Genomic DNA, 23,043 nt, shown 5'->3' on the forward strand with positions numbered 1-23,043 from the left:
ACTGTTGTATTGTTGCAACATTTGTGGTATTTTTGCCCGACTCGCACCAACCACGCATTCGCAGAAAACACACACATATGGATGGCATTAACAGTTTATTTTTATTAACCGGCTTGCTGCTGTTTCTCAGCGTGATTTCCACCACCTTATCGGCGCGGCTGGGGCTGCCGCTGTTGCTGATGTTTTTGGGCGTGGGTATGCTGGCGGGCGAAGAGGGCATAGGCGGCATTCAGTTTGACAGCTTTGTCACCGCCACTTTAATCGGCCAGCTCGCTTTGGCGGTCATTCTGCTCGACGGCGGTTTGCGCACCAGCATGGAGAGCTTCCGCATCGCGCTCAAGCCGGCGGCGGTGCTGGCCAGTTGGGGCGTGATTGCCACTGTGGCGCTTTTGGGCGCATTTGCCACTTTTTATATGGGGCTGGATTGGCGCTTCGGTATTTTGATGGCGGCCATTGTCGGCTCCACCGATGCGGGTGCGGTGTTCAGCCTGTTACGCAACAGCGGCGTGCGCCTGAATCAGCGGGTGCAGGCCACGCTTGAGATTGAGTCGGGCGCGAATGACCCGATGGCGATTTTCTTGGTCACGGCGCTGATTGCGCTCACCATGCAGCCGGAAAAAGCCGGCGTGGGCGCATTTTTGCTGATGCTGGTGCAGCAAATGGGCTTCGGCATGGCGATGGGCTATGTCGGCGGGCGCGTGTTGGCGCGCATGGTGCGCCGGCTGCATTTGGCCGAGGGTTTGTATGCGCTTTTGATTGTGTCGGGCGGCTTGCTGGTGTTTGCCTTTACTAATTTAATCGGCGGCAGCGGCTTTTTGGCGGTTTATCTGGCCGGCATCTTGGTGGGCAACCGCCGCAGCCACGCCACCGAGCATGTGTTGCGGGTGATGGACGGGCTGGCCTGGTTGGCGCAAGCGAGCATGTTTGTGGTGCTGGGCTTGCTGGTAACGCCCACGCGCCTGCTCGAGCACGGCCTGGATGCGCTGTTGATTGCGGCTTTTCTGATGCTGGTGGCCCGGCCGCTGGCAGTGTGGAGCAGCATTTGGAAATTCGGCTACAGCCGCCGCGAGCTGGCCTATATCAGCTGGGTGGGTTTGCGCGGCGCGGTGCCGATCACGCTGGCCATGATGCCTTTAATGATGGGTGTGCCCAATGCGCGCTTATTGTTTGATGTGGCTTTTGCGGTGGTGATTTTGTCGCTGCTGATTCAAGGTGCAACCATTCCGGTGGTGGCGCGCTGGCTCAGGGTGACTGTGCCGCCCAAGCCCGAGCCGGCCGACAGCCGCGAAATCTGGCTTTCTGAGAGCACATCGGTGCCGCTTTTGGCTTATGAAGTGGTGGCCGATTCCGATGTGGAGGGTATGCACCCCGATGAAGTGGCGCAAGATTTGGATTTGCTCGCCACCCGCTGCTTTGCGCTGATACGCAATCATGAGCGCCAGCTGCTTTCGCTCGACACGCGTTTGCAGGCGGGCGATATTGCTTGGTATATCGTGCCGGAAGAGCAGGTGGACACCTTGGCCAAGCGTTTTGCCGAAACCGGCCATTCGCTGAGCCTGAACCAAAGCTTCTTCGGCGAATTTGTGGTGAATCCGGCGAGCCTGGCCGGCGATTTGGCCGATGCCTACGGGCTGGTGTTGAGCGAAGAAGAGCGCCGGCTCACGTTGCGCAGCCTGTTTAAAAAGCGCTTTGAAGGCGTGCCGGTGGAGGGCGACCGCGTGGCCATCGGCGATTTTGTGCTGACCTTGAAAGAAACCGACGGCGAGGGCGGCATGAAATGGCTGGGTTTGAAGTGCCCGGCAGGCAAGGGCTTGGCTTTTTGAATATTGGGGTGAAATTTGGCAACAGGCCGTCTGAAAGGTTTTCAGACGGCCTTTTATGTTTGATGTTTTTCAGATAAAGTGGTTTGGATTTGATGCAAGGGGCTGCCCGCCTTTCATCACGCGGCAATGTTGGTTCAAAAGCGCGCCTGCTGCGTTTTGCACCTTGCAAACATAAAATCTTACGCACGGATGAATGGTGAACCAAACCCTGAGGCCGTCTGAAAAATAAGCTATCCCATTCAAACAAAGGAGAAACCATGAAGCCCGAAACCCTCGCCCTGCACGCAGGCTACACATCCGACCCCACCACCAAAGCGGCGGCGGTGCCGATTTACCAAACCACCTCTTACACCTTCGACGACACCCGCCACGGCGCCGATTTGTTCAATCTCGATGTGGCCGGCAACATCTACACCCGCATCATGAACCCCACCACAGCCGTGCTCGAAGCGCGTGTGGCCGCGCTCGAAGGTGGCATTGCCGCTTTGTGCACCGCCAGCGGCATGGCGGCGATTACCTATGCCGTACAAACCTTGGTGGAAGCGGGCGACAACATCATCGCCACCAAAACGCTCTATGGCGGCACCTATAATTTCTTCGCCCACAACCTGCCGCGCCAAGGCATAGAAGTGCGCTTTATCGACCCCGAGCGCCCCGAACAAATCGCCGAAGTGGCCGACGAACGCACGCGGCTGGTGTATTGCGAATCCATCGGCAATCCGGCGATTAATGTGGTGGACATGCGCGCCTTTGCCCAAACCGCCCACGCACAAGGCCTGCCGCTGATGGTGGACAACACCGTGCCCTCGCCGGCTTTGTTCCGCCCGATTGAGCATGGCGCCGACATTGTGGTGCAATCGCTCACCAAATACATCGGCGGCCACGGCACCAGCATCGGCGGCGCGATTATCGACGCCGGCCGGTTTGAATGGGCGCTCAGTGCGCGTTTCGATAAAATTTTCAACCAGCCCGACCCTTCCTATCACGGCGTGAACTATTGCGCCCATTTCGGCCCCGCCGCCTACATCGCCCGCGCCCGCGTGGTGCCGCTGCGCAACACCGGCGCCGCGCTCTCGCCGATGAATGCGTTTTTAATATTGCAGGGCTTGGAAACCTTGTCGTTGAGGATGCAGCGCCATTGCGAAAACGCGCTCAAAGTGGCCGAATTTCTGCAAAACCACCCGCAAGTGGCGTGGGTAAACTATCCCGCCTTGCCCGACAGCCCTTATCGGGCGCTGATTGAGCGCGATTACGGCGGCCAAGCTTCCGGCTTGCTCAGCTTCGGCATCAAAGGTGGGCGCGAAGCCGGTGCCAAATTTATCGACGCGCTGCAATTATTCTTGCGGCTGGTGAATATCGGCGACGCCAAATCACTGGCCTGCCACCCGGCCACCACCACCCACCGCCAGCTCAATGAAGCCGAGCTGGCCGCCGCGGGCGTGCGCACCGACATGGTGCGCCTGAGCGTGGGCATCGAACACATCGACGATTTGCTCGCCGACTTAACCCAAGCCTTGGCCGCCGCTGCCTAAACCAGCTGTGTGCAGGCCGTCTGAAGTTTTGATGTTCAGACGGCCTGTTTAATTTTGTGATGTGTGTTCAAGCTGAATGCAAAACGCCGTCTGAAAGCAGTAGGAGACTTTTGCAAAACCAAATATAGTGGAATGCAAGAAAAAGTGATACAAAACTATGCGCTATAACGAGGTAGGTTGGGTTGATAAACCCAACGTTTCAGACGGCCTGTGGGCTTGTTGGGTTTTCAACCCAACCTACCCGTTGTGTCACTTTTGCTTGCATTCAACTATATCTGTCGCACCCGCGCAGGCGGGTGCCCAGTGCAAAGCAGCGCTTTGCTTGTCTCGCCTATTTCTGAAAATAATAAATTTTCTATAAAATCAAATATTTGATTATTCTCATTTTGATGGCGACTACCTATCCGGCCACTAAAGCTGCGCTTCAGGCCGGGCGCTTGCCTGCGCAGGCGCGGCCAATTGAATCTTATACCAATCCAAAAAAATGACCTAACTTCGTTGTCTCGCCTTGCCGTACGTGTGTACTGTCTGCGGCTCGCCGCCTTGTTAGCTTACTTTTTTGAATTGGTATTACAAAGATTTTCAGGCCGTCTGAAAGCATTCAGACGGCATTTAGAATATCTGCTCTTTTCAGACAGCCTCGAAAATCAAGCCGCCGTGTTATGATGCAGCCACAAAATTGTCACGCTATGGTCACAAAGGAATCGACATGACACAACATAAAGCCGTATTGAGCGGCAGCGGCCTTTTTACCCCGCCGTACGCCATCAGCAACGACGAGCTGGTGGGCACTTTCAACCGCTACGTTGCCGCGTTTAACGCCGAACATGCTGCCGAAATCGCCTCGGGCAGCATCGAAGCGCTGGCCGAATCGAGCAGCGAATTTATCGAAAAAGCCTCGGGCATCAAAAGCCGTTTTGTGCTTGATAAAGCCGGCATTCTCAACCCCGACATCATGCGGCCGCAATTTCCCCGCCGCAGCAACGAAGAATTATCATTGCAGGCCGAAATCGGCGTAGCCGCGGCGAAACAGGCGCTGGCTGCGGCCGGCGTGGCCGCGGCCGACATCGATATGGTGCTGGTGGCCAATTCCAATATGCAGCGCGCTTATCCGGCTGTGGCGGTGGAAATTCAAACTGCATTGGGCTGCGGCGGCTTTGCTTTCGATATGAACGTGGCCTGCTCATCGGCCACTTTCGCGCTGCAAACCGCCGCCGATGCGGTGAAAAGCGGCTCGGCCGCGCGCGTGTTGATTGTGAACGCCGAAATCTGCTCGGCGCACATGAATTTCCGCGACCGCGACAGCCACTTTATTTTCGGCGACGCGGCCACCGCCATGGTGGTGGTGCGCGATGATTTGGCCGCGCCGGGGCAGGGTTTTGAGATTGTGAGCACCAAATTGTGGACGCAGTTTTCCAACAATATCCGCAACAATTTCGGCTTTCTCAACCGCTGCGAAATCGACGGCGATCCAATGTCGGGTGATAAATTATTCGTGCAGCAGGGGCGAAAAGTGTTTAAAGAAGTGTGCCCGGCCGTGGGCGAACACATTGTGGCGCACCTGCTTGCGCAAGGCATCAGCGCGCAAAACGTGGCACGCTTCTGGCTGCACCAGGCCAACCGCACCATGAACGAATTAATCAGCCGCCGCGTGCTCGGCCGCGATGCCGGCGCGGAAGAAGCGCCGATTATTCTCGACCAATATGCCAACACCAGCTCCGCCGGCTCGGTGATTGCATTTCATCTGCATCATAGAGACATGGCCGCCGGCCAATTCGGCGTGTTGTCGAGCTTCGGCGCAGGTTATTCCATCGGCTCGGTGATTTTGCAGAAGCGTTGATAAACAGCAAAACAAAGGCCGTCTGAAAAAAGTTTCAGACGGCCTTTTTCAATATTCGGATAATCAAACTTTAAACGTTTGGCAGGTTAGGATGTGCAGCAGCGGGTTGTTGGATTGAAAGCTCAATAATACCAATCCAAAAAAATAACCTAACTTCGTTGTCTCGCCTTGCCGTACTATCTGTACTGTCTGCGGCTCGCCGCCTTGTTAGCTTACTTTTTTGAATTGGTATAAGCCCACAGGCCGTCTGAAACGTTGGGTTTGACAACCCAACCTACTCATTAATAGTGCGTAGTTCTGCATAATACCAATTCAAAAAAATAATATACAAACGGGCAGCCTGTAGGTCGGATTCTCGAATCCGACACTTGTTCTCAGAACAAGGCATGCACATCGCTTTGGCCGTTGGCCAAACGTCGGATTCAAGAATCCGACCTACGCAGATGATGCTGCCGAACTGCTTTTATTTTGTAAGGTTATTTTTTTGAATTGGTATAACTTCACTCTTGCATTCCACTAACAAAGGCCGTCTGAAAAGCTTTCAGACGGCCTTTGTTTTTCCCATCATCTTGCTTAAGGATAAGCAATATAGGCATAAGCCGAGTGGTTGTGGATGGATTCGAAATTTTCACTCTCCACCACAAAAGCGCGGATGCGTGCATCGCCGCGCAGCGCCACGGCCACATCGCGCACCATGTCTTCCACGAATTTCGGGTTTTCATAAGCCTGCTCGGTGACGAATTTTTCGTCGGGGCGTTTGAGCAAGCCGTAGAGCTGGCAGCTGGCCTGTTTTTCCACGCAGTCGATGATTTCTTCGATGCCCACTTCATCGCAGCAGGTGAGGGTAACGGTGACGTGCGAGCGCTGGTTGTGGGCGCCGTATTGCGAGATTTCTTTCGAGCAGGGGCACAGGCTGGTTACCGGGGTGAGCACTTTGAGGGTGCAGCTGTAGGCGCCTTCTTTGATTTCGCCGGTGAGCGTGACATCATAATCGAGCAGCGATTTGATGCCCGACACGGGCGCGGATTTTTGGCGGAAAAAGGGAAACGACACGCTGATTTTGCCCGAATGCGAATCGAGCAGCTGCACCATTTCTTCGGTGAGCGTTTTTAAGCGGCCGAAGCTCAATGGCTCGCTTTGCCGCTCCATCAGCGCCACAAAGCGCGACATATGGGTGCCTTTTTGGTCGGCAGGCAAAAACACCGTCATTGATAAGCGGCCGACGGTGTGCTGCGTGCCCTCGGCGCTCGTAATCGCGATGGGGAAGCGCAAATCTTTGATGCCGACCTGGTTAATCGGCATATTGCGTAAATCGGGGCTGGACTGCACGTCTGCAATGGCGTTCATGCGCTGAAGTATCCTTCAAGTAAAGCGGGCGAAGCCCTTATGTGTGTGCGGCGGCCAGAAAAACAAGAGGCCGTCTGAATGTGTGTGTGCGGCTTTCTAATGCAAGCCAAATGCGAGATTATATCACTTGCTCTATTCCCGGGGCATTGATTGTTTCAATTTTTCAGATAGTGGTAGAATGGATTGTCTTTTTCCTACAGGCAGCCCGCCATGAAATTCGCCACCGAAGCCATACACAGCAGCTATGATTGCGATGAACACAACCGCGCCATCATGCCGCCGATTTATCAAAACAGCATGTTTGCCATGCACGAAATCGGCGAGCAGATTCCCTATCGCTATTCGCGTGTTGCCAACCCCACCCGCAAAGTGCTGGAAGACACCATGGCCGCGCTCGAGCATGGCGCGGCAGGCTTTGCTTTTGCCAGCGGCATGGCGGGCATCGATGCGGTGTGGCGCACATTTCTGCGCCCGGGCGACACCATCGTGGCCGTGGCCGATATTTATGGCGGCGCTTATGATTTGCTCACTGAGGTGTATACCGCGTGGGGCGTTAACGTGGTGTTTACCGACCTCACCGAGCCGCGCCATCTCGATGCCGTTCTGGCGGCGCAAAAAGTGAAAATGCTGTGGCTGGAAACGCCGTCCAACCCGCTGTTGCGGCTGGTGGATATCGAAGCGCTGGCCGCCAAAGCTAAAGCCGCCGGCGCGCTGGTGGGCATAGACAACACCTTTGCCACGCCTTATCTGCAAAATCCGCTCGATATGGGCTGCGATATTGTGTTTCATTCGGCCACCAAATATTTGTGCGGCCATTCCGATGTGTTGATGGGCATTGTGGTGGTGAAAGAAGAAAAACCGGCAAGCCTGCTGCGCAGCATGATGGTGAACACCGGCGGCGTGGCGGGGCCGATGGATTGCGCTTTGGTGTTGCGCGGCATCAAAACCTTGGCCGTGCGCATGAAACAGCATCAGGAAAACGCGCTCGAGCTGGCGCGCCGCTTGGAAGCACATCCGGCGGTGGAAAAAGTGTTTTACCCCGGCTTGGCGAGCCACGAGCATCATGCGCTGGCGCAAAAGCAGATGCGCGGCTTCGGCGGCGTGGTGTCGGTGTATTTGAAAAACAACAGCAAAGCGGCCGCAAACAGCGTGATTAGAAACATGAAGCTCGTGAAAATGGCTGCCAGCTTGGGCGGCGTGGAAAGCCTCGTGAACCACAGCTTTTCGCAATCGCACAGCGGCATGTCGGCCGATGTGAAAGCCGGCTTGGGCATTCGCGAAGGCTTGCTGCGCTTTTCTGTGGGCATTGAAGATATTGAAGATATTTGGGCGGACATCGCCGCGGCGCTGGAGGCTGTCTGAAACCATTCAAATAAATAACTAAAAGGCCGTCTGAAAACCTTTCAGACGGCCTTTTGCACTTTCAGCAACAGCGTAGATTGGGTTGATAAACCCAAGGTTTCAGACGGCTTGTGGATTGGTTGGGTTTGCAACCAAGCTACCCGCCGTATCACTTTTTTATGCATTTCACTATAAATAAACTACAAGAAATAAACTACAAGGCCGTCTGAAAACCTTTCAGACGGCCTTTGCAAAATTTAAGCCCGTTGCGCCTGCACAGGCAGGCCTAATTTGGTATTTTTGTTACACGTTTCACACGCTGCCGTGCAGCAGGGTTGTTTTGTATCAAACTTTAATATCTTTTTAAGAAAAAAGCGCTTTTCCATAGTGGCCGCCACCTTGGTGGCGGCCTATAATTTATGCCAACTGTAATTTAATAACATGCATTATAGAGGCAGGCTATGGATTCTGAGCAGCATGAATTTGAAAGAATTTATGCCGATGATGCGGCCGGCGTGGCGGAAATCGTGGCTTTTTTGCACCGCAACGAGCTCAATATCGATGATTTTATCGAAGTATTTCTGGCAGCGCGCAATGCCGATGGCGCGATTATCGCCTGCGGCGGCGTGGCGCCGGGTGTAATCAAATGCGTGGCCATTGATGAAGAATACCGCGGCTGCGGCATGGCGCTTTCTTTGTCTTCCGCACTGATTCAATTGGCTGCCGAGCGCGGCTATCACCGTCTTTTCATTTATACCAAGCCCGAAAACGAGGCGCTTTTTTCCGGCTGCGGTTTTTATCCGATTGCCACGGTGCCCGAGCGGGTGGTGTTGCTGGAAAACAGCCCCGTGCGCCTCAAGCAATATCAGCAGCAGCTCTCCGCCCTGAAAAAGCCGGGTAAGCGTATCGGCTCGATTGTGCTCAACGCCAATCCGTTCACGCTCGGCCACCTTTATCTGATTGAAACGGCTTTGCAGCAATGCGATTGGCTGCATGTTTTCGTGGTGGGGGAAGACCGCTCGCAATTTTCCTATGCCGACCGGCTCGCGCTGGTGCGCGCCGGCACGGCCCATCTTTCCCGCCTCACCATTCACGAGGGCACGCCTTATATTATTTCGCGCGCCACTTTTCCCTGCTATTTCCTGAAGCTCGACGACATTATTTTCAAATGCCATATGGAATTGGATTTGACGATTTTCCGCCGTTATATCGCGCCGCCTTTGGGCATCACCCATCGCTTTGCTGGCAGCGAGCCTTACAGCGTAATCACCAATTATTACAACAAACAAATGCAGGTTTGGCTCGATTCACCCGAAATCGATGCGCCGCCCATCCAAATGGTGGAAATTCCCCGCAAGCAGTTTCAGGGCGGCTTTATTTCCGCCACCAAAGTGCGCGGCTTTTTGGCCGAAGGCGATTTTGCCGCCATCAAACATTATGTGCCCGAGTGCACTTATCAGTTTTTAATCAACCAATATGAAAAGGTGACCGCATGAGCGCCATCACGAAAGAGAGCGTGGCCGGCACACTGGAATCCAGTGATGCCATGGTTTACGCCAGCCCCAATCCCGGCGGCGGCCGGCTAATCAGCATCAACAGCAGCGTCGGCCAGCAATTTGCCCCGCAAATCAAAGCCAGCGCCGAGGCCGTGTTAAACCGCTTGAATATTGAAGACGTGGCCTTGCAAATCGAAGACAAAGGTGCGCTCGACTGCGTGTTGCAGGCGCGTGTGAAAGCCGCTTTGCTGCGCGCGGGTGCAAAAGCCGGCTGGGAGGATTTGCTATGAAGCTGCGCCGCTCTATGTTGTTTGTGCCCGGTGCCAATGCCGCCATGGTGAGCACTTCGTTTATTTATCAGCCCGACACCATTATGTTTGACCTGGAAGACTCGGTGGCTTTGTCGGAAAAAGACAGCGCCCGCATGCTGGTGGCACATGCTTTGCAACACCCGCTTTACCGCGAAATGGAAACGCTGGTGCGCGTCAACCCGCTTACTTCCGAATACGGCTTGGCAGATTTAAATGCCGCCGTGCGTGCCGGTGCAAGCGGCATCCGCCTGCCCAAAACCGATGGCGCACAAGACATCACCGATATGGAAACCGAAATCGAGCGCATCGAGCGCGATTGCGGCCGTGAAGTGGGCAGCACGCTGATGCTGGCGGCGATTGAGTCACCGCAGGGCATTTTGGCGGCCAACGAAATCGCCCAAGCATCCAAGCGCTTAATCGGCATTGCCCTGGGCGCAGAAGATTATGTGCGCGCCATGAAAACCGAGCGCTCGCCCGAGGGCATCGAATTGCTGTTTGCCCGCTCCACCATTTTGCACGCCGCGCGGGCCAACGGCTTGATGGCGTTTGACACGGTTTATTCCGATGCGCGCAACGAAGAAGGCTTTTTGCGCGAAGCCGCTTTAATCAAACAGATGGGTTTCGATGGCAAATCGCTGATTAATCCGGCGCAAATCGCGCTGATTCACAACCTGTTTGCCCCCACGCAAAAAGAAGTCGATTACGCCGAAAAAGTGATTAAAGCCGCAGAAGATGCCGCCAAAGCAGGCTTCGGCGTGGTGTCGCTCAACGGCAAAATGGTCGACACCCCGATTATCGAGCGCTCGCGCTTAATTGTGCAGCGTGCGCAAACTTCCGGCATACGCGAGGAATAATCATGAGCAAAAGCAGAGAACAACGCGTTGCCGAAAGCATCGCTCAGAGCAACCGCCGCAGCTTTGAGCCGGTGGTGAAAAAAGTGCAGTTGTCTAACGAATATCTGGCGCGCAAAGTGTGCCCCGATATCGAAGCGGCCGTGCGCGCCTGCAATCTTTCAGACGGCATGACGGTTTCTTTCCACCATGCCTACCGCGGCGGTGATTTTATTTTGAATCAGGTGATGGATGTGCTCGCCGATATGGGTTTTCGCAACCTCACCGTGGCCGCCAGCTCGCTTTCCGGCTGCCACGATCCCTTAATCGGCCACATTCAAAACGGTGTGGTGCGCAAAATCTACACCTCCGGCCTGCGCGGCAAGCTGGGTGAATTTATTTCACAAGGGCATATGCAGGAGCCGGTGGAAATCCATTCGCATGGCGGCCGCGTGCAGCTGATGCAAAGTGGCGAGCTGATTCCGGATGTGGCGTTTTTGGCAGTGGCCAGCTGCGACACCTTCGGCAACGCCAGCGGCAGCCTCGGCAAAAATATCTGCGGCTCGCTGGGCTATGCCAAGGCCGATGCGCAATTCGCCCGCCAAGTGGTGCTGATCACCGAAGCCATCGAGCCTTATCCGCACAACCCCGCGAGCATTCATCAAGACCAAGTAGACTTTATCGTGAAAGTGGATGAAGTGGGTGACTCAAGCAAAATCGGCGCCGGCTCCACCCGCATGACCACCAATCCGCGCGAATTGCTGATTGCGCGCCGTGCCGCTGATGTGATTGATAAATCGGGCTATTTCAACCACGGCTTTTCGCTGCAAACCGGCTCGGGCGGCGCTTCGCTGGCGGTGGCGCGTTTTTTGGAAGACAAAATGCGCCGCCAAAATATCCGCGCTTCGTTTGCGCTGGGCGGCATCACCGCCAGCATGGTGGATCTGCATGAAAAAGGCTTGATCGACAAATTAATCGATGTGCAAAGCTTCGACAGCGCCGCTGCCGCTTCGCTGGCACGCAACCCCAATCACATCGAAGTGAGCGCCAACCAATATGCCAACTTCGGCTCCAAAGGCGCTTCGGTGGAGCGGCTGGACGTAGTGGTGTTGAGCGCGCTGGAAATCGACACCAAATTCAATGTGAACGTAATCACCGGTTCAGACGGCATCATTCGCGGCGCGTCAGGCGGCCACAGCGACACCGCCGCCCATGCGCGGCTGGCGATTATCGTGGCGCCCTTGGTGCGCGGGCGCATTCCCACCGTGGTGAAAGATGTGCTCACCACCGTTACCCCCGGCGAGCACATCGATATTTTGGTGACCGACCACGGCATCGCCGTGAACCCGAAGCGCCCCAAGCTGGCCGAGCGCCTGCATGAAGCCGGCATCGACACCGTGCGCATCGAAGATTTGTATCAACGCGCGGTGATGCTCACCGGCCGGCCCGACGCCATCCGCTTCACCGATCGGCCCGTGGCGGTGATCCGCTATCGCGACGGCAGCGTGATTGATGCGGTTTATCAAATTGCGGCCGACACGGAAGGCTGAGCATGTATTTAGCGCCCGATTTTCCCGTGATGGCCGGTGGCGCGGCGGCCTTGGATGACGTGCTGGCGGCGCGTGATGCGCGGCAGGCGGCGCAACAGGCGCTCTTGGCCGCCGGCGCAAACTGCGTGGTGAGCTTCAGCGTGCTCGCGCCGGGCGCGGTGAAGCGCAGCCCTTTTTTGGATGAAGTGTTTGATATTGGAAAAGGCCGTCTGAAACACGAATTAGGCCGTCTGAACATTTCTACTCATGCCGAGCGGCTGCTCAATCATGCCGGCGGCCAAAGCCTGCTACTGGCGGCAGACGGTGCGGCCGATGCGTTGAAAGCAGCGCTTATCGGGCTGGAGCAGAGCCACCCGCTCGGGCGCTTGTGGGATATTGATGTGATTGATGGCAGCGGCAAACCTTTATCGCGCCCGCAATCCGGCCTGCCGCCGCGCGCTTGTTTGTGCTGCGATGCGCCGGCAAAAGAATGCGCCCGTGTGCGCCGCCACAGCATGGCTCAATTGCACGAGGCCATGCAGCAACATTATCGCGTTTATCTCAACATGGCCGCGCTGGGCGGGGGCATGCGCGATGCGCTGGTTGCCGAAGCCGAGCTCACGCCCAAGCCCGGGCTGGTGGATGCCGATAACCAAGGGCCGCACCCCGATATGACGCTGCCGATGTTCCGCCAAAGCGCTGCGGCGCTGGCTCCTTTTTTGGCCGAATGCGCGTTTGGCGGCAGCCGTTTTGCGCATGAAGCGCCGGGCTCTGCCATGCTGGCCGCCATCCGCCCGATCGGGCTGGCGGCGGAAGAGGCGATGTATGCCGCCACCGGCAAGGTCAACACCCATAAAGGCGCTTTATTTGCCTTCGGCATTGCGGCGGCGGCGCTGGGGCGGCGCATAGCGCGGCAGGAGCAGGGCGATTGGCCGGCTTTGTCGGCCGACATCCGCGCGATTTGTGCCGGCCTTGAGCCGGAATTGGGGCGGGGCAACACCGCCGGCGCACGCTTTTACCGCCAACACGGCCTGCCCGGTGCGCGCGGCGAAGCGCTTTCGGGCTTTGCCACGCTTACCGATTTTGCTCTGCCGGCCTATCAACAAGCGTTTGCCGCCACGGCAAATCGCACGCATGCCTTGCGTTATGTGTTTCTCACCTTGCTGGCGCACAACGGCGACACCAATGTGGTGAAGCGCGGCGGCATCGAAGCGCTCGATTGGCTACAAGGCCGCGCGCGCCATATCTTGGCCGACCCGGCCGCGCTCCGGCAGCCTGAAGCGCTTTATGCCGCATTGAAAACGCTGGATGCGCAATGCACCGAAAAAAACCTCAGCACAGGTGGCAGCGCCGATTTATTGGCCTTAACCATCTGGCTCACCGAATACCCCAACCTTTTAGGAACTTTTTATGAACCAACCTGATAGCGGGCTTGCCGCCCCATCGTTCAACTGGAAAAAGCATTGGAAACAAATTGTTTTTTTCGCCATTCCGATTCTGATTTTTTATTGCCCGCCGCCTGAAGGCTTATCGTTGGTGGCTTGGCGCTTGTTTGGCTGGTATGTGGCCGCCATTTTCGGCTTGGTGGCCAAGCCTTGGTCGATGCCGGTGGTGTTGCTCGCGGCGGTAACCGGCTCGGCGATTGCCGTGGGGTTCACGCCCAACGAGCAAGGGCTGGACATGAAAAACGTGCTCTCCGGCTATGCCTCCACCACCACTTGGCTCGTGTTTACCGCTTTTGCGCTGAGCACCGCTTTTGTGGTGACCGGCCTCGGGCGGCGCATTGCTTATCTGATGATACGCAGTTTCGGCAGCACCACATTGCGCCTGGGCTACATCAACACCGTTCTTGATTTGCTGATTTCTCCGGGCATGCCCTCGGTTACGGCGCGCGGCGGCGGCATTATGATGCCGATTATGAACAGCGTGGCCGGCGCCATCGGCTCCGACCCGGAAAAAAGCCCCAAGCGCGGCGGCCTTTTTCTGCTGCTCAACACTTATTTCACCGTGAAAAACACCGGCTATATTTTTCTCACCGCCATGGCGCCCAATGCGCTGGCGCTCAGCCTGATTCTGCCGATTCTGCATGTGGAAGTGAGCTGGATGCAGTGGTTTCTCGCCGCTTCCGTGCCCGGCCTGCTGATGACTTTCCTCACGCCGCTGGTGCTTTATTTGATGTATAAGCCGGAAGTGACCAAAGTGGATCGGGAAGAAATCGCCGTGAAAGGCTTGCAGGAAATGGGGCCGATGAAACGCAGCGAAAAATGGCTGCTGGCGATTTTCATCTGCGCGCTCTTGGGCTGGATTACCGGCGATTTTACCGGCATTGATGCGGCGGCAGTGGCGCTGGCGGCGATGGTGGGCTGCATTATTGTGAGTGTGATTAATTGGGATCACATTCTGCAAAACAAAGGCGGCTGGAACACCTTGATTTGGTATGGCGGCATTATCGGTTTGTCTTCTGCGCTCTCCAAAGCCGATTTCTTCAAATGGATGGCGGGCGTGTTTTCCGATGTGCTCGGCGGCGGCCAATTGCAGGGCGGCTACGGCATGCTGGTGTTGATTCTTTTCATCAGCGTGGTGATTCGCTATTGCTTCGCCTCGGGCGGCGCTTATATTGCGGCGATGATGCCCGTGTTTGCCACCATAGGCGCGGTGACGCATGTCGATCCGGTGCTGCTCACCTTCGGCCTGCTTTTCTCCAACGCTTATGGCGGCATGCTCACCCATTATGGCTCGGGCCCTGCACCGATTATTTTCGGCACGGGCTATGCCACCACCAAACAATGGTGGACGGCAGGCGCGGTAATCGGCTTCGGCTCGCTGGCCGTGCATGCCACTTTGGGCGTGTTGTGGTGGGAATTGCTGCACAGCATGGGGCTGGTTTAATAGCGTCATAAACGAAAGGCCGTCTGATACCCATTCAAAAAAGTAAGCTAACAAGGCGGCGAGCCGCAGACAGTACAGATAGTACGGCAAGGCGAGACAACGAAGTTAGGTTATTTTTTTGGATTGGTATGAAAAGCTTTCAGACGGCCTTTCGCTTATTTATGAAAATTAATTACATCTGAAAACGCTTTCCGCTAAAATCAGCCGATTAAGATATAGTGAAATCAAAGAAAAACGGATACAAAACACACAAATCCCAAATCGTGTGCAGAGTGTGCGCAGCCACGCACGCGGTTTAAACGGCTTTTGTTTGTATGGCTTTCTACATGCGCCTGTATCAGTTTTATGCAGTTCGCTATAAATGATTGATTCATGAAATCACAAGATAAATATTGAAAACCGAGTCTTGCTTTCCAATATTTATTTTTTAACACACATCCGAAAGGCAGCGCATCATGCATTACAACACCGTTATCGTGGGCGGCGGCGCAGGCGGGCTGGAGCTGGCTTCCAAGCTCGGGCGTGCGCTCGGCCGCCGCGAGGGCCCTGAAAAAATCCTGCTGATCGACCGCTCAACCTTCCACATTTGGAAGCCCACGCTGCACGAAGTGGCCACCGGCACGCTCAACCCGCAGCAGGAAGGCTTGTCCTATAGCATACTCGGCCGCGCCAACAGCTTCAGCTTTATGGTGGGCGAATTGATTCAATTTCAGCCCGAAGCCAAACGGCTCACGCTCAAAGAAGTGCATCAGAGCGATGGAGTGCAGATTATTCCCGAGCGCGAAATCACTTTTGAGCGCTGCGTGTTGGCCATCGGCAGCGGCTCCAACTTTTTCGGCACCCCCGGCAGCGAATATGCTTATGTGTTGGAAAACGCGCAAGATGCGCAAGCTTTCCACAGCCATTTGCTCAACCTGTTTGCCAAAGCCGCGTATTCGCCCGACAAACAATTAAACGTGGCGATTGTGGGCGCAGGCGCCACCGGTGTGGAGCTTTCCGCCGAAATGATGGAGGCTTATCACGAAATCCACAGCACCAGCGGCTCGGCGCAGCATTTCCAAATCCACATCACCCTGATTGAAGCCGCGCCGCGCATTTTGGCCGGCTTGCCCGAAAAGGTGTCGGTGCAGGCCACCCGCGCTTTGCGGGAAAAGCACATCCGCGTGATGACCGACACCAAAGTATTGTCGATCCACCCCGATAAAGTAGAAACAGATCAGGGCGAAATCGCCGCCGATGTGATTGTGTGGGCGGCCGGCATCAAAGCGGCCGAGCGCAACCGCGAATACGGCCTGCCAGTAAACCGCATCAATCAGTTTGAAGTAAACAACCGGCTCGAAACCCCGGCAAAAGGCGTATATGCGCTGGGCGATTGCGCGGCTTGCCCGTGGGAAGAGGGCAGATTCGTGCCCGCCCGTGCACAGGCGGCGCACCAGCAGGCGGATTATTTGTGCAAAGCGTTTTTAGCAGAAAGCAAAGGCCGGCCGTTTGATCAAACTTTTCACTATAAAGATTCCGGCTCGCTGGTGTCGCTGGGCAACAACCACGGCGTGGGTAATCTGATGGGCAGCCTCTCGGGCGGCAATTTCTTTATCGAAGGGCTGATTGCCAAATATATGTATATGTCGCTGCACCTGATGCACCACAAAGCCATCATCGGCTACCGCAAAACCGCCTTACTGGCGCTGGCGCGCATGGCGCAAAACCGCGTGTCGGGGCGCTTGAAGCTGCATTGATGCGGCGGAACCGGCAGGCCGTCTGAAAGCGTTCAGACGGCCTTTGGCAAATCTAAAACCGCCGTTCTGGCGCAGCTATGAGCAGTAGGTCGGATTCTCGAATCCGACGCTTGTTCGCAGAACAAGATTCTCTAGGCTGCGGCAAATGTCGGATACCCGTATCTGAATCTACAACTGAAACTGCTGTCGTCACCGAAACCCAATCCCGCTCTCTGAGCGAGCATGAAGGGGCGGAATAGACAGACTGTGTGGCAAGCCTGCCTTGCCGCCAATATCTGCATAATAACGTTGCATAGCCATGCCCACGTTTCACCCGCATCCTGCACCGCGCCGGCAAAATGCCGTCTGAAAAGCGCGCTGTGTTAAAATCGGCAGATTCTTTTTTCAGACGGCCTGTTGATTTTCATGATGCTCAACCCGCACCGCCAACTCACCGAGCTTGTGCGCCTCTTGCAGGAGCGCGGCTATATTTTTGCGGCCGACCCGCAGCCGATCACCGAAGCGCTGCGCCACGCACCGGGCAGCGCGGAAACGCGCCTCAACCGCCGTGCCGAAATGATAGACAGCGACGGCAGGCTGCACGATGCGCTCGAGCGCGTGCGCCATTTCTTTGGCTGGCTTTTGCTGGCCGCCACCGTGTTTTGGCTGGTGCTCGGCTTTTCCGGCACTTTTACGCTGATGCAGCAATCGGGGCTGAATTTCTTTTTCGTGCTCGCCAGCGTGCTCGGCGTGCACACGCTGATGCTGCTGGCCTGGCTCGCTTTTATGCTTCTGCGCATCAAGCCGGGCGGCTTTTTGGGCAACCCGGGCTGGTGGATACGCGGCAAAGATCCGGTGAACCAAGCCATTTTGCGGCTTTATGGCGATGAGTGGCGAAAGCCGGCCATGCGCTGGGCAATCAGCCAAACCAGCCACCGTTTGTGGCTGGCCGCGCTGGCGGGCATGCTCGCCGCCGTGGTGTTGCTGCTGCTGGTGCGCCAATACACCTTTAATTGGGAAAGCACCTTGCTTGGCGACCACACTTTTGTGGCGCTGGTGCAGGCGCTCTCGTGGCTGCCGGCCAAGCTCGGCTTTCCCGTGCCCGATGCCGATGCCGTGTTGGGCAGCCGCATGAGCGCCGACATTGCCGCTTCGCGCCAGTGGGGCGGCCTTTTGATCGGCAGCATTCTGTGCTACGGCCTGCTGCCGCGTTTGGCCGCCTGGCTGGTGTGCAAAATTTTGGCCGGCCGCGCCCAAAGCCCGTTGCCGCTGGATAATCCTTACTATCAGCAGATTATCCAGCAATGGCAAACGCGCGTGGTGGATGCCGATGATTATTCGGAAAGTATTGCCGTGGCGGCGCCGAAAATCCATTTGAGCGAGAGCCTGCCCAAATGGGCGCTGATGCTGGAGGGCGAATGGCCGGATCAATCGTGGCACCGGCATGTTCTCGGGCAACCGTGGTTGGATAAAGGCACGGCCGACAGCCGCGATGCCGTGGCTGCATTAAAGCAGGATTTGGCACAGCAGCCGGCGCAATTGCTGCTGGGCGTGCGTGCTGCGCAAGTGCCCGACCGCGGCGTGTTGCGCCAAATTGCCGGTTTGGCCGAAGCGGCAGAGGGCGGGGCGGTGGTGCAATTGCTGGTAGACAAAAATGCCGCTTCAGACGGCCTAGAAGATTATCTGCAACAATGGCACGAAGCCTTGAGCGCGCGCGGCCTGGCCTGGCTCGACCCGCCGCGCATCAGCCAGCAAATGCGGTAGCGTGGCGCCTAAAGTTCAGACGGCCTGATTATGTGAATCATTCAGTAGGAAACATCAAAACATGACACCGAAAGACAGCCTGCTGGCCGCCATGGTGATTACCATCTGGGGCGTGAATTTCATGTTCCTCAAGTTTGTGCTGCAAGACCTCTCTCCTATGGTGTTGGGGATGCTGCGTTTTGCGCTGGTTGTGTTTCCCGCACTTTTGTGGCTGAAACGGCCGCCGGTGGCGTGGCGTTGGCTGGTGCTTTACGGCATCACCATCAGTTTCGGCCAATTCGGGCTGATGTTTGCCGCGCTTTCATTAGGGCTGCCAACCGGGCTGACTGCCTTGATTTTGCAGGCGCAAGTATTCATCACCGTGGCCTTGGCCGCCTTGTTGTGGCGCGAGCCAATACGCGCCAACCATTTGCTCGGCATGTTGACGGCGGCGGCAGGTTTGCTGCTGATCGGTATCGGTCAGCAGCAGGGCAGCGTGCCGATGGCGGCCTTGTGGGCAATATTGGGGGCGGCGGTGTCGTGGGCTTTGGGCAATATCGTGGTCAAATACATCGGCAAGGTCAATGCCTTGTCGCTGGTGGTTTGGGGCAATATTTCCTCGCTGCTGCTGTTTGCGCTGGCATCGTTTGCGCTTTACGGCGGCGGGGGTGTGTGGCAGCAAATCAGCGGCCTGAGCCTGCGCGGTTTGTTTGGCGTATTGTTTGTGGCTTATGCGGCAAGCCTGATCGGTTATGCTGCGTGGGGCAGCCTGTTGTCGCGTTATCCTGCCGGTAAAATCACCCCGCTGTCTTTGCTGGTTCCTGTGGTGGCGCTGCTGGTGGCGTGGGCGCTGTTAAACGAATACCTCAATATCTGGCACTGGCTGGGCGTGGTGTTGGTGATGGCGGCGCTGCTGATACATGTGTTTGGCGGTAAAATCGCTTTCAAACGGGCTTGACGCTGAAAAAAGGACATCCATGAAACCGCTTTCCCTGGCCGTGGTCGGCCACACCAACACCGGCAAAACCTCGCTGATGCGCACCCTTTTGCGCGACAGCCGTTTTGGTGAAGTGAAAAATGCTGCCGCCACCACCCGCCATGTGGAAGAAGCGGCCATTAACGACGGCAGCCAAACACTGGTGTATCTCTACGACACCCCCGGCTTGGAAGATGCCGGCGGCGTGCTCGACTGGCTCGAAGCCAACACGTCAGCGCGTTCAGACGGCATCGAGCGCTTGCAGCAATTTCTCGCCAGCCCCGCCGCCGAGGGCGATTTCAACCAAGAAGCCAAGGTGTTGCGCCAGCTGCTGCAAAGCGATATGGCGCTTTACGTGGTGGACGCGCGCGAGCCGGTGCTCAATAAATATAAAGACGAGCTCACCGTGCTTTCGTGGTGCGCCAAGCCGGTGATGCCCGTGTTTAACTTTATCGGCGGCCGCGATTTGGCCGAATGGGGCAACATGCTGGCGCGGCGCACCCTGCATGTGTATAGCGGTTTCGACACCGTGGCTTTCGATTTCGAAGGCGAAATCCGCCTGTGGGAAAACCTGGCCACCATGCTGCCCGAGCGCAATATTATCGACCGCCTAATCGCCATGCGCCGGCGCGAATGGCAAAAAATTGCTGCCGATTCCCGCCGCGATATTGCCGATTTCCTGCTCGATGTGGCCGCCTACAAGCAAGAAATCGATGCCGATGGCAATCCCGAGCCGGTGCTGCACACCATGCAAGAGGCCGTGCGCCAGCTCGAGCGCCGGCTTCAGCAGCAATTGTTCCAACACTACCGCTTCTACCACAGCGAAATCGACAGCGGCCAATGGGCGCTCAAAGCCTTCCGGCAAGATCCGTTTGATGGCGAATTGCTGAAAGAATACGGCATCCGCACCACCACCGGTGCGGCCACCGGCGCTTTAATCGGCTTGGGTGTAGACATGGTTACGTTGGGCGGCTCGCTCGGGCTGGGAACCGCCATCGGCGGCGTGCTCGGCGGCGTGTTGCCCAATATGCAGACCATCAGCGACAAGCTGGCCGGCAAACACACCCTGCATATCGACCCCGAAACCCTCACCCTTTTGGCCGCCCGCGCGCTCGATTTGCTCGCCGCCCTGCAAACACGCGGCCACGCCGCCCAAGCCGACATTCAGATGCACAGCGGCAAAGCCCCGTGGCCCGCAGCCAAATTGCCCGCCGAATTAAACAAAGCGCGCAGCCAGCCCAAATGGTCTTCCCTCAACACCCGCGAGCCCGAGCAAAGCCGCCGCGATCGCGCCGAAGCCGCCGCCGCGCTGGCGGCGCGTTTGGGCTGAACCGGCTGGCCTGATTTTGGCTAAAACGCCCAGGCAGAAGCAGGGCGGCAATGAATGCCCCGCAAATTCCGCCCGCCTGATTTGCACCGCTGCGCTTTAAGCAGGTGCTGAAACGAAAAAAACCGAACAAAAAATCTAATTTTCATGTTGTTTTTTTGTTGTTTTGAGCACAAATCAAACAAAAAAAGCACAGCAGGTGTTGACGCAAATAAAACATCAGCGCAAAATGGCACCCATCAAGACGCCGATGCGGCTTGATATTTCTCCTCTATTTCTCCTTTGTAGACTTGGCGCATATCTTGTGGATATGCGCATTTTTTTATGCATTCCACTATATCTGTACTGTCTGCTTGTACTGTCGCAGGCTCGCCGCCTTGTTAGCTTACTTTTTTGAATTGGTATCACACATTTCCGAAAATAATCAATTCTCTATAAAATCAAACTATTTGATGATTTTCGTGTTGATGGCGGCTACCTGTCTGAGAAGTGAAGCGGTGCTTCAGGTCGGGTTCCTTGCCTGCGCAGGAGTGACGGAAAGGAGGTTTTGCAAAGGTTTCAGGCCGTCTGAAAAGAAAAGTTTCAGACGGCCTTTTCATGCGGATATTAGCGGTTTGCGAAAATGCGGTTTGCAGTGCATGCTCGGATTTTGGTTTGATATAAAATATTATTTTTACGCCAAGTAAGCGATTTATTTGGATTTTTGAAATTAAACTACAAAATAAATGGTTAAATACACATTGAGAAGAAATAAAATGCAAAAAATATTTGACGGCTGCAGCTCTGTTTGGCATAATGCATTTCATTAGCTGGTTTGAACAACCGGTTAGTAGTTTCTCCTCTATTTCTCCTTTGTAGACTTGACACACATTCTTGCGGATGTGTGTATTTTTTTTGCCTGGAAATCCTGTGTGGCAGGCCAAACCAAGCATCATATAGAATATAAAAAGCCTAAACTGCCTGCGTTGTTGCCTTGTTTTGATTTTAGTGCTGTCGTGTTTTCATAGGGCAAAGCCGCCTTGAAAGCATTCGGAAAAGGTTTTCCGGGTGTTTTCAGGGCGGCTTTTATTTGGTTTTGCGGTTGGCTTGCCGATTTTTCTGTTGTTTCACTACATCGAAATGTCAGGACGCCTATGGCAACAGTGGCGCGCCTTGCAAGCCTGCGCTTTCGTTGAAGCCAAACATAATGTTCATATTTTGAATGGCCTGGCCGGCGGCGCCTTTCACCAGATTGTCGATAACCGACAAGGCAATCCACACATCGCTTTGCGGCGCTTTTTGAATGCTGATGCGGCAGATATTGCCGCCGCGCACGCTGCGGGTTTCCGGCGTGCTGCCCTCGGGCATCACATCGACAAACGGGCTGTTGCGGTAAAAATCGCTCAGCAGCGCGTGCGGATTTGCACCGTCTTGCAGATGCAGATATTGGGTGGCGTGCATGCCGCGGATAAGCGGGGTGAGGTGGGGCACAAACACCAAGCCTTCAGCCGCTTCGGCTTGCAGGCTGCGGATGGTTTGCTTGATTTCGGGCAGGTGGCGGTGGCCGCCCACGCCATAGGCTTTGAAATTGTCGCCCGCTTCGCAAAATAAAGTGCTTACGCTGGCTTTGCGCCCTGCGCCGGACACGCCGGATTTGCAGTCGGCAATCAGCGGCAGGCCGGCTTTGAGCAGGCTTTGTTGCAACAGCGGCAGCAAGGGCAGCGATACGCAGGTGGGATAGCAGCCGGGGTTGGCAATCAGGCGGGCGCTTTTGATTTGCTCACGGTTGAGCTCACACAAGCCATACACCGCTTCTTTCAGCGCTTCGGCTGCGGTGAAAGGCATGCCGTACCATTTTTCCCAAGTGGGGATGTCTTGAATGCGAAAGTCGGCCGATAAATCCACCACCCGCACGCCTTGGGCGATCAGGCCGGGCGCATCGCGCATGGCCACGCCGTGGGGTGTGGCGAAAAACACCAAATCGCATTGCGCCAAATCTGCTTCTTCCGGCGTTTGGAAAACGAGGTCATACACGCCGCGCAGGCTGGGAAAATAATCGGCCACCGGCATACCCGCTTCGCTGCGGCTGGTTACGGCCGTTACTTGGGCGTGCGGGTGTGTGGACAGCAGGCGCAATAATTCCACACCGGTGTAACCGGTGGCGCCGACGATGCCGATTTTAATCTGGGTGTTCATGCGGAAGGCTCCTTGATGGATATGGATTTGGCTCGCAGCGGTTAAGCGGTGCGGATGAAGAGAAACGGGCTTTATGCTATCACATTCGCGGTGGCGGTGTGTTTGAAACGTGGTGGTGATTGCCAAATGTGTAAAGGCCGTCTGAAAGCTTTTCAGACGGCCTTGGAGT

17 protein-coding genes are annotated in these 23,043 nt (G+C 56.0%); 14 read left to right on the top strand and 3 right to left on the bottom strand.

Translation table 11 applies throughout. The features are described from left to right. Positions 1–77: 77 nt before the first annotated feature. From LVJ78_RS02570 to LVJ78_RS02580, 3 genes are all read left to right on the top strand, one after another. The gene (locus tag LVJ78_RS02570) at positions 78–1,823 is read left to right on the top strand and encodes a potassium/proton antiporter (protein ID WP_132953354.1); all 1,746 of its coding nucleotides are present in this window, start codon (positions 78–80) and stop codon (positions 1,821–1,823) included. Positions 1,824–2,080: 257 nt separating this feature from the next. Beyond that, positions 2,081–3,355 (top strand): O-acetylhomoserine aminocarboxypropyltransferase/cysteine synthase family protein, encoded by a 1,275-nt coding sequence (locus LVJ78_RS02575; protein WP_132953356.1) that lies wholly within the window; start codon positions 2,081–2,083, stop codon positions 3,353–3,355. A gap of 709 nt (positions 3,356–4,064) precedes the next feature. After that, positions 4,065–5,195, top strand: coding sequence for a beta-ketoacyl-ACP synthase III (locus LVJ78_RS02580; protein WP_132953358.1), 1,131 nt, complete (start codon positions 4,065–4,067; stop codon positions 5,193–5,195). Between the two features lie 573 nt (positions 5,196–5,768). On the opposite strand, the gene folE2 is transcribed toward LVJ78_RS02580, so the two are convergent. After that, positions 5,769–6,542, bottom strand: a complete 774-nt coding sequence (gene folE2 / locus LVJ78_RS02585) for a GTP cyclohydrolase FolE2 (protein ID WP_132953360.1) — start codon at positions 6,540–6,542, stop codon at positions 5,769–5,771. A gap of 210 nt (positions 6,543–6,752) precedes the next feature. Here folE2 and LVJ78_RS02590 point away from each other — a divergent pair, with 210 nt between their 5' ends. The 11 genes from LVJ78_RS02590 to LVJ78_RS02640 all read left to right on the top strand — a co-directional run bounded on the left by LVJ78_RS02590 (position 6,753) and on the right by LVJ78_RS02640 (position 20,702). Next, positions 6,753–7,904, top strand: a complete 1,152-nt coding sequence (locus tag LVJ78_RS02590) for a trans-sulfuration enzyme family protein (RefSeq protein ID WP_132953362.1) — start codon at positions 6,753–6,755, stop codon at positions 7,902–7,904. Positions 7,905–8,344: 440 nt separating this feature from the next. Continuing rightward, the gene (gene citC, locus LVJ78_RS02595) at positions 8,345–9,379 is read left to right on the top strand and encodes a [citrate (pro-3S)-lyase] ligase (protein ID WP_132953364.1); all 1,035 of its coding nucleotides are present in this window, start codon (positions 8,345–8,347) and stop codon (positions 9,377–9,379) included. Further along, a complete protein-coding gene (gene citD / locus LVJ78_RS02600) occupies positions 9,376–9,669 on the top strand; it encodes a citrate lyase acyl carrier protein (protein WP_132953366.1) in 294 nt (97 codons plus the stop codon). Before citC ends, citD begins: the two co-directional genes overlap by 4 nt. Continuing rightward, positions 9,666–10,544, top strand: coding sequence for an aldolase/citrate lyase family protein (locus tag LVJ78_RS02605; RefSeq protein WP_132953368.1), 879 nt, complete (start codon positions 9,666–9,668; stop codon positions 10,542–10,544). The genes citD and LVJ78_RS02605 overlap by 4 nt, the downstream gene beginning before the upstream one ends. A 2-nt stretch (positions 10,545–10,546) precedes the next feature. Beyond that, positions 10,547–12,070, top strand: a complete 1,524-nt coding sequence (citF, locus tag LVJ78_RS02610) for a citrate lyase subunit alpha (protein WP_132953370.1) — start codon at positions 10,547–10,549, stop codon at positions 12,068–12,070. Between the two features lie 2 nt (positions 12,071–12,072). After that, complete coding sequence (gene citX / locus LVJ78_RS02615; protein WP_132953372.1) at positions 12,073–13,473, top strand: citrate lyase holo-[acyl-carrier protein] synthase; 1,401 nt, start codon at positions 12,073–12,075, stop codon at positions 13,471–13,473. Then, the gene (locus LVJ78_RS02620) at positions 13,460–14,938 is read left to right on the top strand and encodes an anion permease (RefSeq protein ID WP_132953374.1); all 1,479 of its coding nucleotides are present in this window, start codon (positions 13,460–13,462) and stop codon (positions 14,936–14,938) included. Before citX ends, LVJ78_RS02620 begins: the two co-directional genes overlap by 14 nt. 455 nt (positions 14,939–15,393) lie before the next feature. Next, positions 15,394–16,674, top strand: a complete 1,281-nt coding sequence (locus LVJ78_RS02625; RefSeq protein WP_132953376.1) for an NAD(P)/FAD-dependent oxidoreductase — start codon at positions 15,394–15,396, stop codon at positions 16,672–16,674. 408 nt (positions 16,675–17,082) lie between these two features. After that, a complete protein-coding gene (locus LVJ78_RS02630; protein ID WP_207894283.1) occupies positions 17,083–18,417 on the top strand; it encodes a DUF2868 domain-containing protein in 1,335 nt (444 codons plus the stop codon). 61 nt (positions 18,418–18,478) lie between these two features. Next, positions 18,479–19,354, top strand: coding sequence for an EamA family transporter (locus LVJ78_RS02635; RefSeq protein ID WP_132953378.1), 876 nt, complete (start codon positions 18,479–18,481; stop codon positions 19,352–19,354). A 19-nt stretch (positions 19,355–19,373) separates the two neighbouring features. Beyond that, positions 19,374–20,702 (top strand): GTPase/DUF3482 domain-containing protein, encoded by a 1,329-nt coding sequence (locus LVJ78_RS02640; RefSeq protein WP_132953380.1) that lies wholly within the window; start codon positions 19,374–19,376, stop codon positions 20,700–20,702. A 437-nt stretch (positions 20,703–21,139) separates the two neighbouring features. Here the strand turns inward: LVJ78_RS02640 and LVJ78_RS02645 are convergent, their stop codons facing one another. Both LVJ78_RS02645 and argC read right to left on the bottom strand, forming a co-directional pair. Beyond that, on the bottom strand, positions 21,140–21,634 hold the full coding sequence (locus tag LVJ78_RS02645) for a hypothetical protein (RefSeq protein WP_165870899.1): 495 nt from the start codon (positions 21,632–21,634) through the stop codon (positions 21,140–21,142). 196 nt (positions 21,635–21,830) lie between these two features. Next, on the bottom strand, positions 21,831–22,874 hold the full coding sequence (argC, locus tag LVJ78_RS02650; RefSeq protein WP_132953384.1) for an N-acetyl-gamma-glutamyl-phosphate reductase: 1,044 nt from the start codon (positions 22,872–22,874) through the stop codon (positions 21,831–21,833). Positions 22,875–23,043 lie beyond the last annotated feature (169 nt).

Origin of the sequence: Uruburuella suis (genome assembly GCF_022870845.1) — a bacterium.
Lineage (GTDB): Bacteria > Pseudomonadota > Gammaproteobacteria > Burkholderiales > Neisseriaceae > Neisseria > Neisseria suis.

Excerpts from the sequence above, each read along its gene's own strand:
- LVJ78_RS02605 (WP_132953368.1), top strand. The coding sequence starts at position 9,666 with ATGAAGCTGCGCCGCTCTATGTTGTTTGTGCCCGGTGCCAATGCCGCC.
- citC (WP_132953364.1), top strand. The coding sequence starts at position 8,345 with ATGGATTCTGAGCAGCATGAATTTGAAAGAATTTATGCCGATGATGCG.
- LVJ78_RS02630 (WP_207894283.1), top strand. The coding sequence starts at position 17,083 with ATGCTCAACCCGCACCGCCAACTCACCGAGCTTGTGCGCCTCTTGCAG.
- citD (WP_132953366.1), top strand. The coding sequence starts at position 9,376 with ATGAGCGCCATCACGAAAGAGAGCGTGGCCGGCACACTGGAATCCAGT.
- LVJ78_RS02570 (WP_132953354.1), top strand. The coding sequence starts at position 78 with ATGGATGGCATTAACAGTTTATTTTTATTAACCGGCTTGCTGCTGTTT.
- LVJ78_RS02625 (WP_132953376.1), top strand. The coding sequence starts at position 15,394 with ATGCATTACAACACCGTTATCGTGGGCGGCGGCGCAGGCGGGCTGGAG.
- citF (WP_132953370.1), top strand. The coding sequence starts at position 10,547 with ATGAGCAAAAGCAGAGAACAACGCGTTGCCGAAAGCATCGCTCAGAGC.
- LVJ78_RS02635 (WP_132953378.1), top strand. The coding sequence starts at position 18,479 with ATGACACCGAAAGACAGCCTGCTGGCCGCCATGGTGATTACCATCTGG.
- LVJ78_RS02620 (WP_132953374.1), top strand. The coding sequence starts at position 13,460 with ATGAACCAACCTGATAGCGGGCTTGCCGCCCCATCGTTCAACTGGAAA.
- citX (WP_132953372.1), top strand. The coding sequence starts at position 12,073 with ATGTATTTAGCGCCCGATTTTCCCGTGATGGCCGGTGGCGCGGCGGCC.
- LVJ78_RS02590 (WP_132953362.1), top strand. The coding sequence starts at position 6,753 with ATGAAATTCGCCACCGAAGCCATACACAGCAGCTATGATTGCGATGAA.
- folE2 (WP_132953360.1), bottom strand. The coding sequence starts at position 6,542 with ATGAACGCCATTGCAGACGTGCAGTCCAGCCCCGATTTACGCAATATG.
- argC (WP_132953384.1), bottom strand. The coding sequence starts at position 22,874 with ATGAACACCCAGATTAAAATCGGCATCGTCGGCGCCACCGGTTACACC.
- LVJ78_RS02580 (WP_132953358.1), top strand. The coding sequence starts at position 4,065 with ATGACACAACATAAAGCCGTATTGAGCGGCAGCGGCCTTTTTACCCCG.
- LVJ78_RS02640 (WP_132953380.1), top strand. The coding sequence starts at position 19,374 with ATGAAACCGCTTTCCCTGGCCGTGGTCGGCCACACCAACACCGGCAAA.
- LVJ78_RS02645 (WP_165870899.1), bottom strand. The coding sequence starts at position 21,634 with ATGATGCTTGGTTTGGCCTGCCACACAGGATTTCCAGGCAAAAAAAAT.
- LVJ78_RS02575 (WP_132953356.1), top strand. The coding sequence starts at position 2,081 with ATGAAGCCCGAAACCCTCGCCCTGCACGCAGGCTACACATCCGACCCC.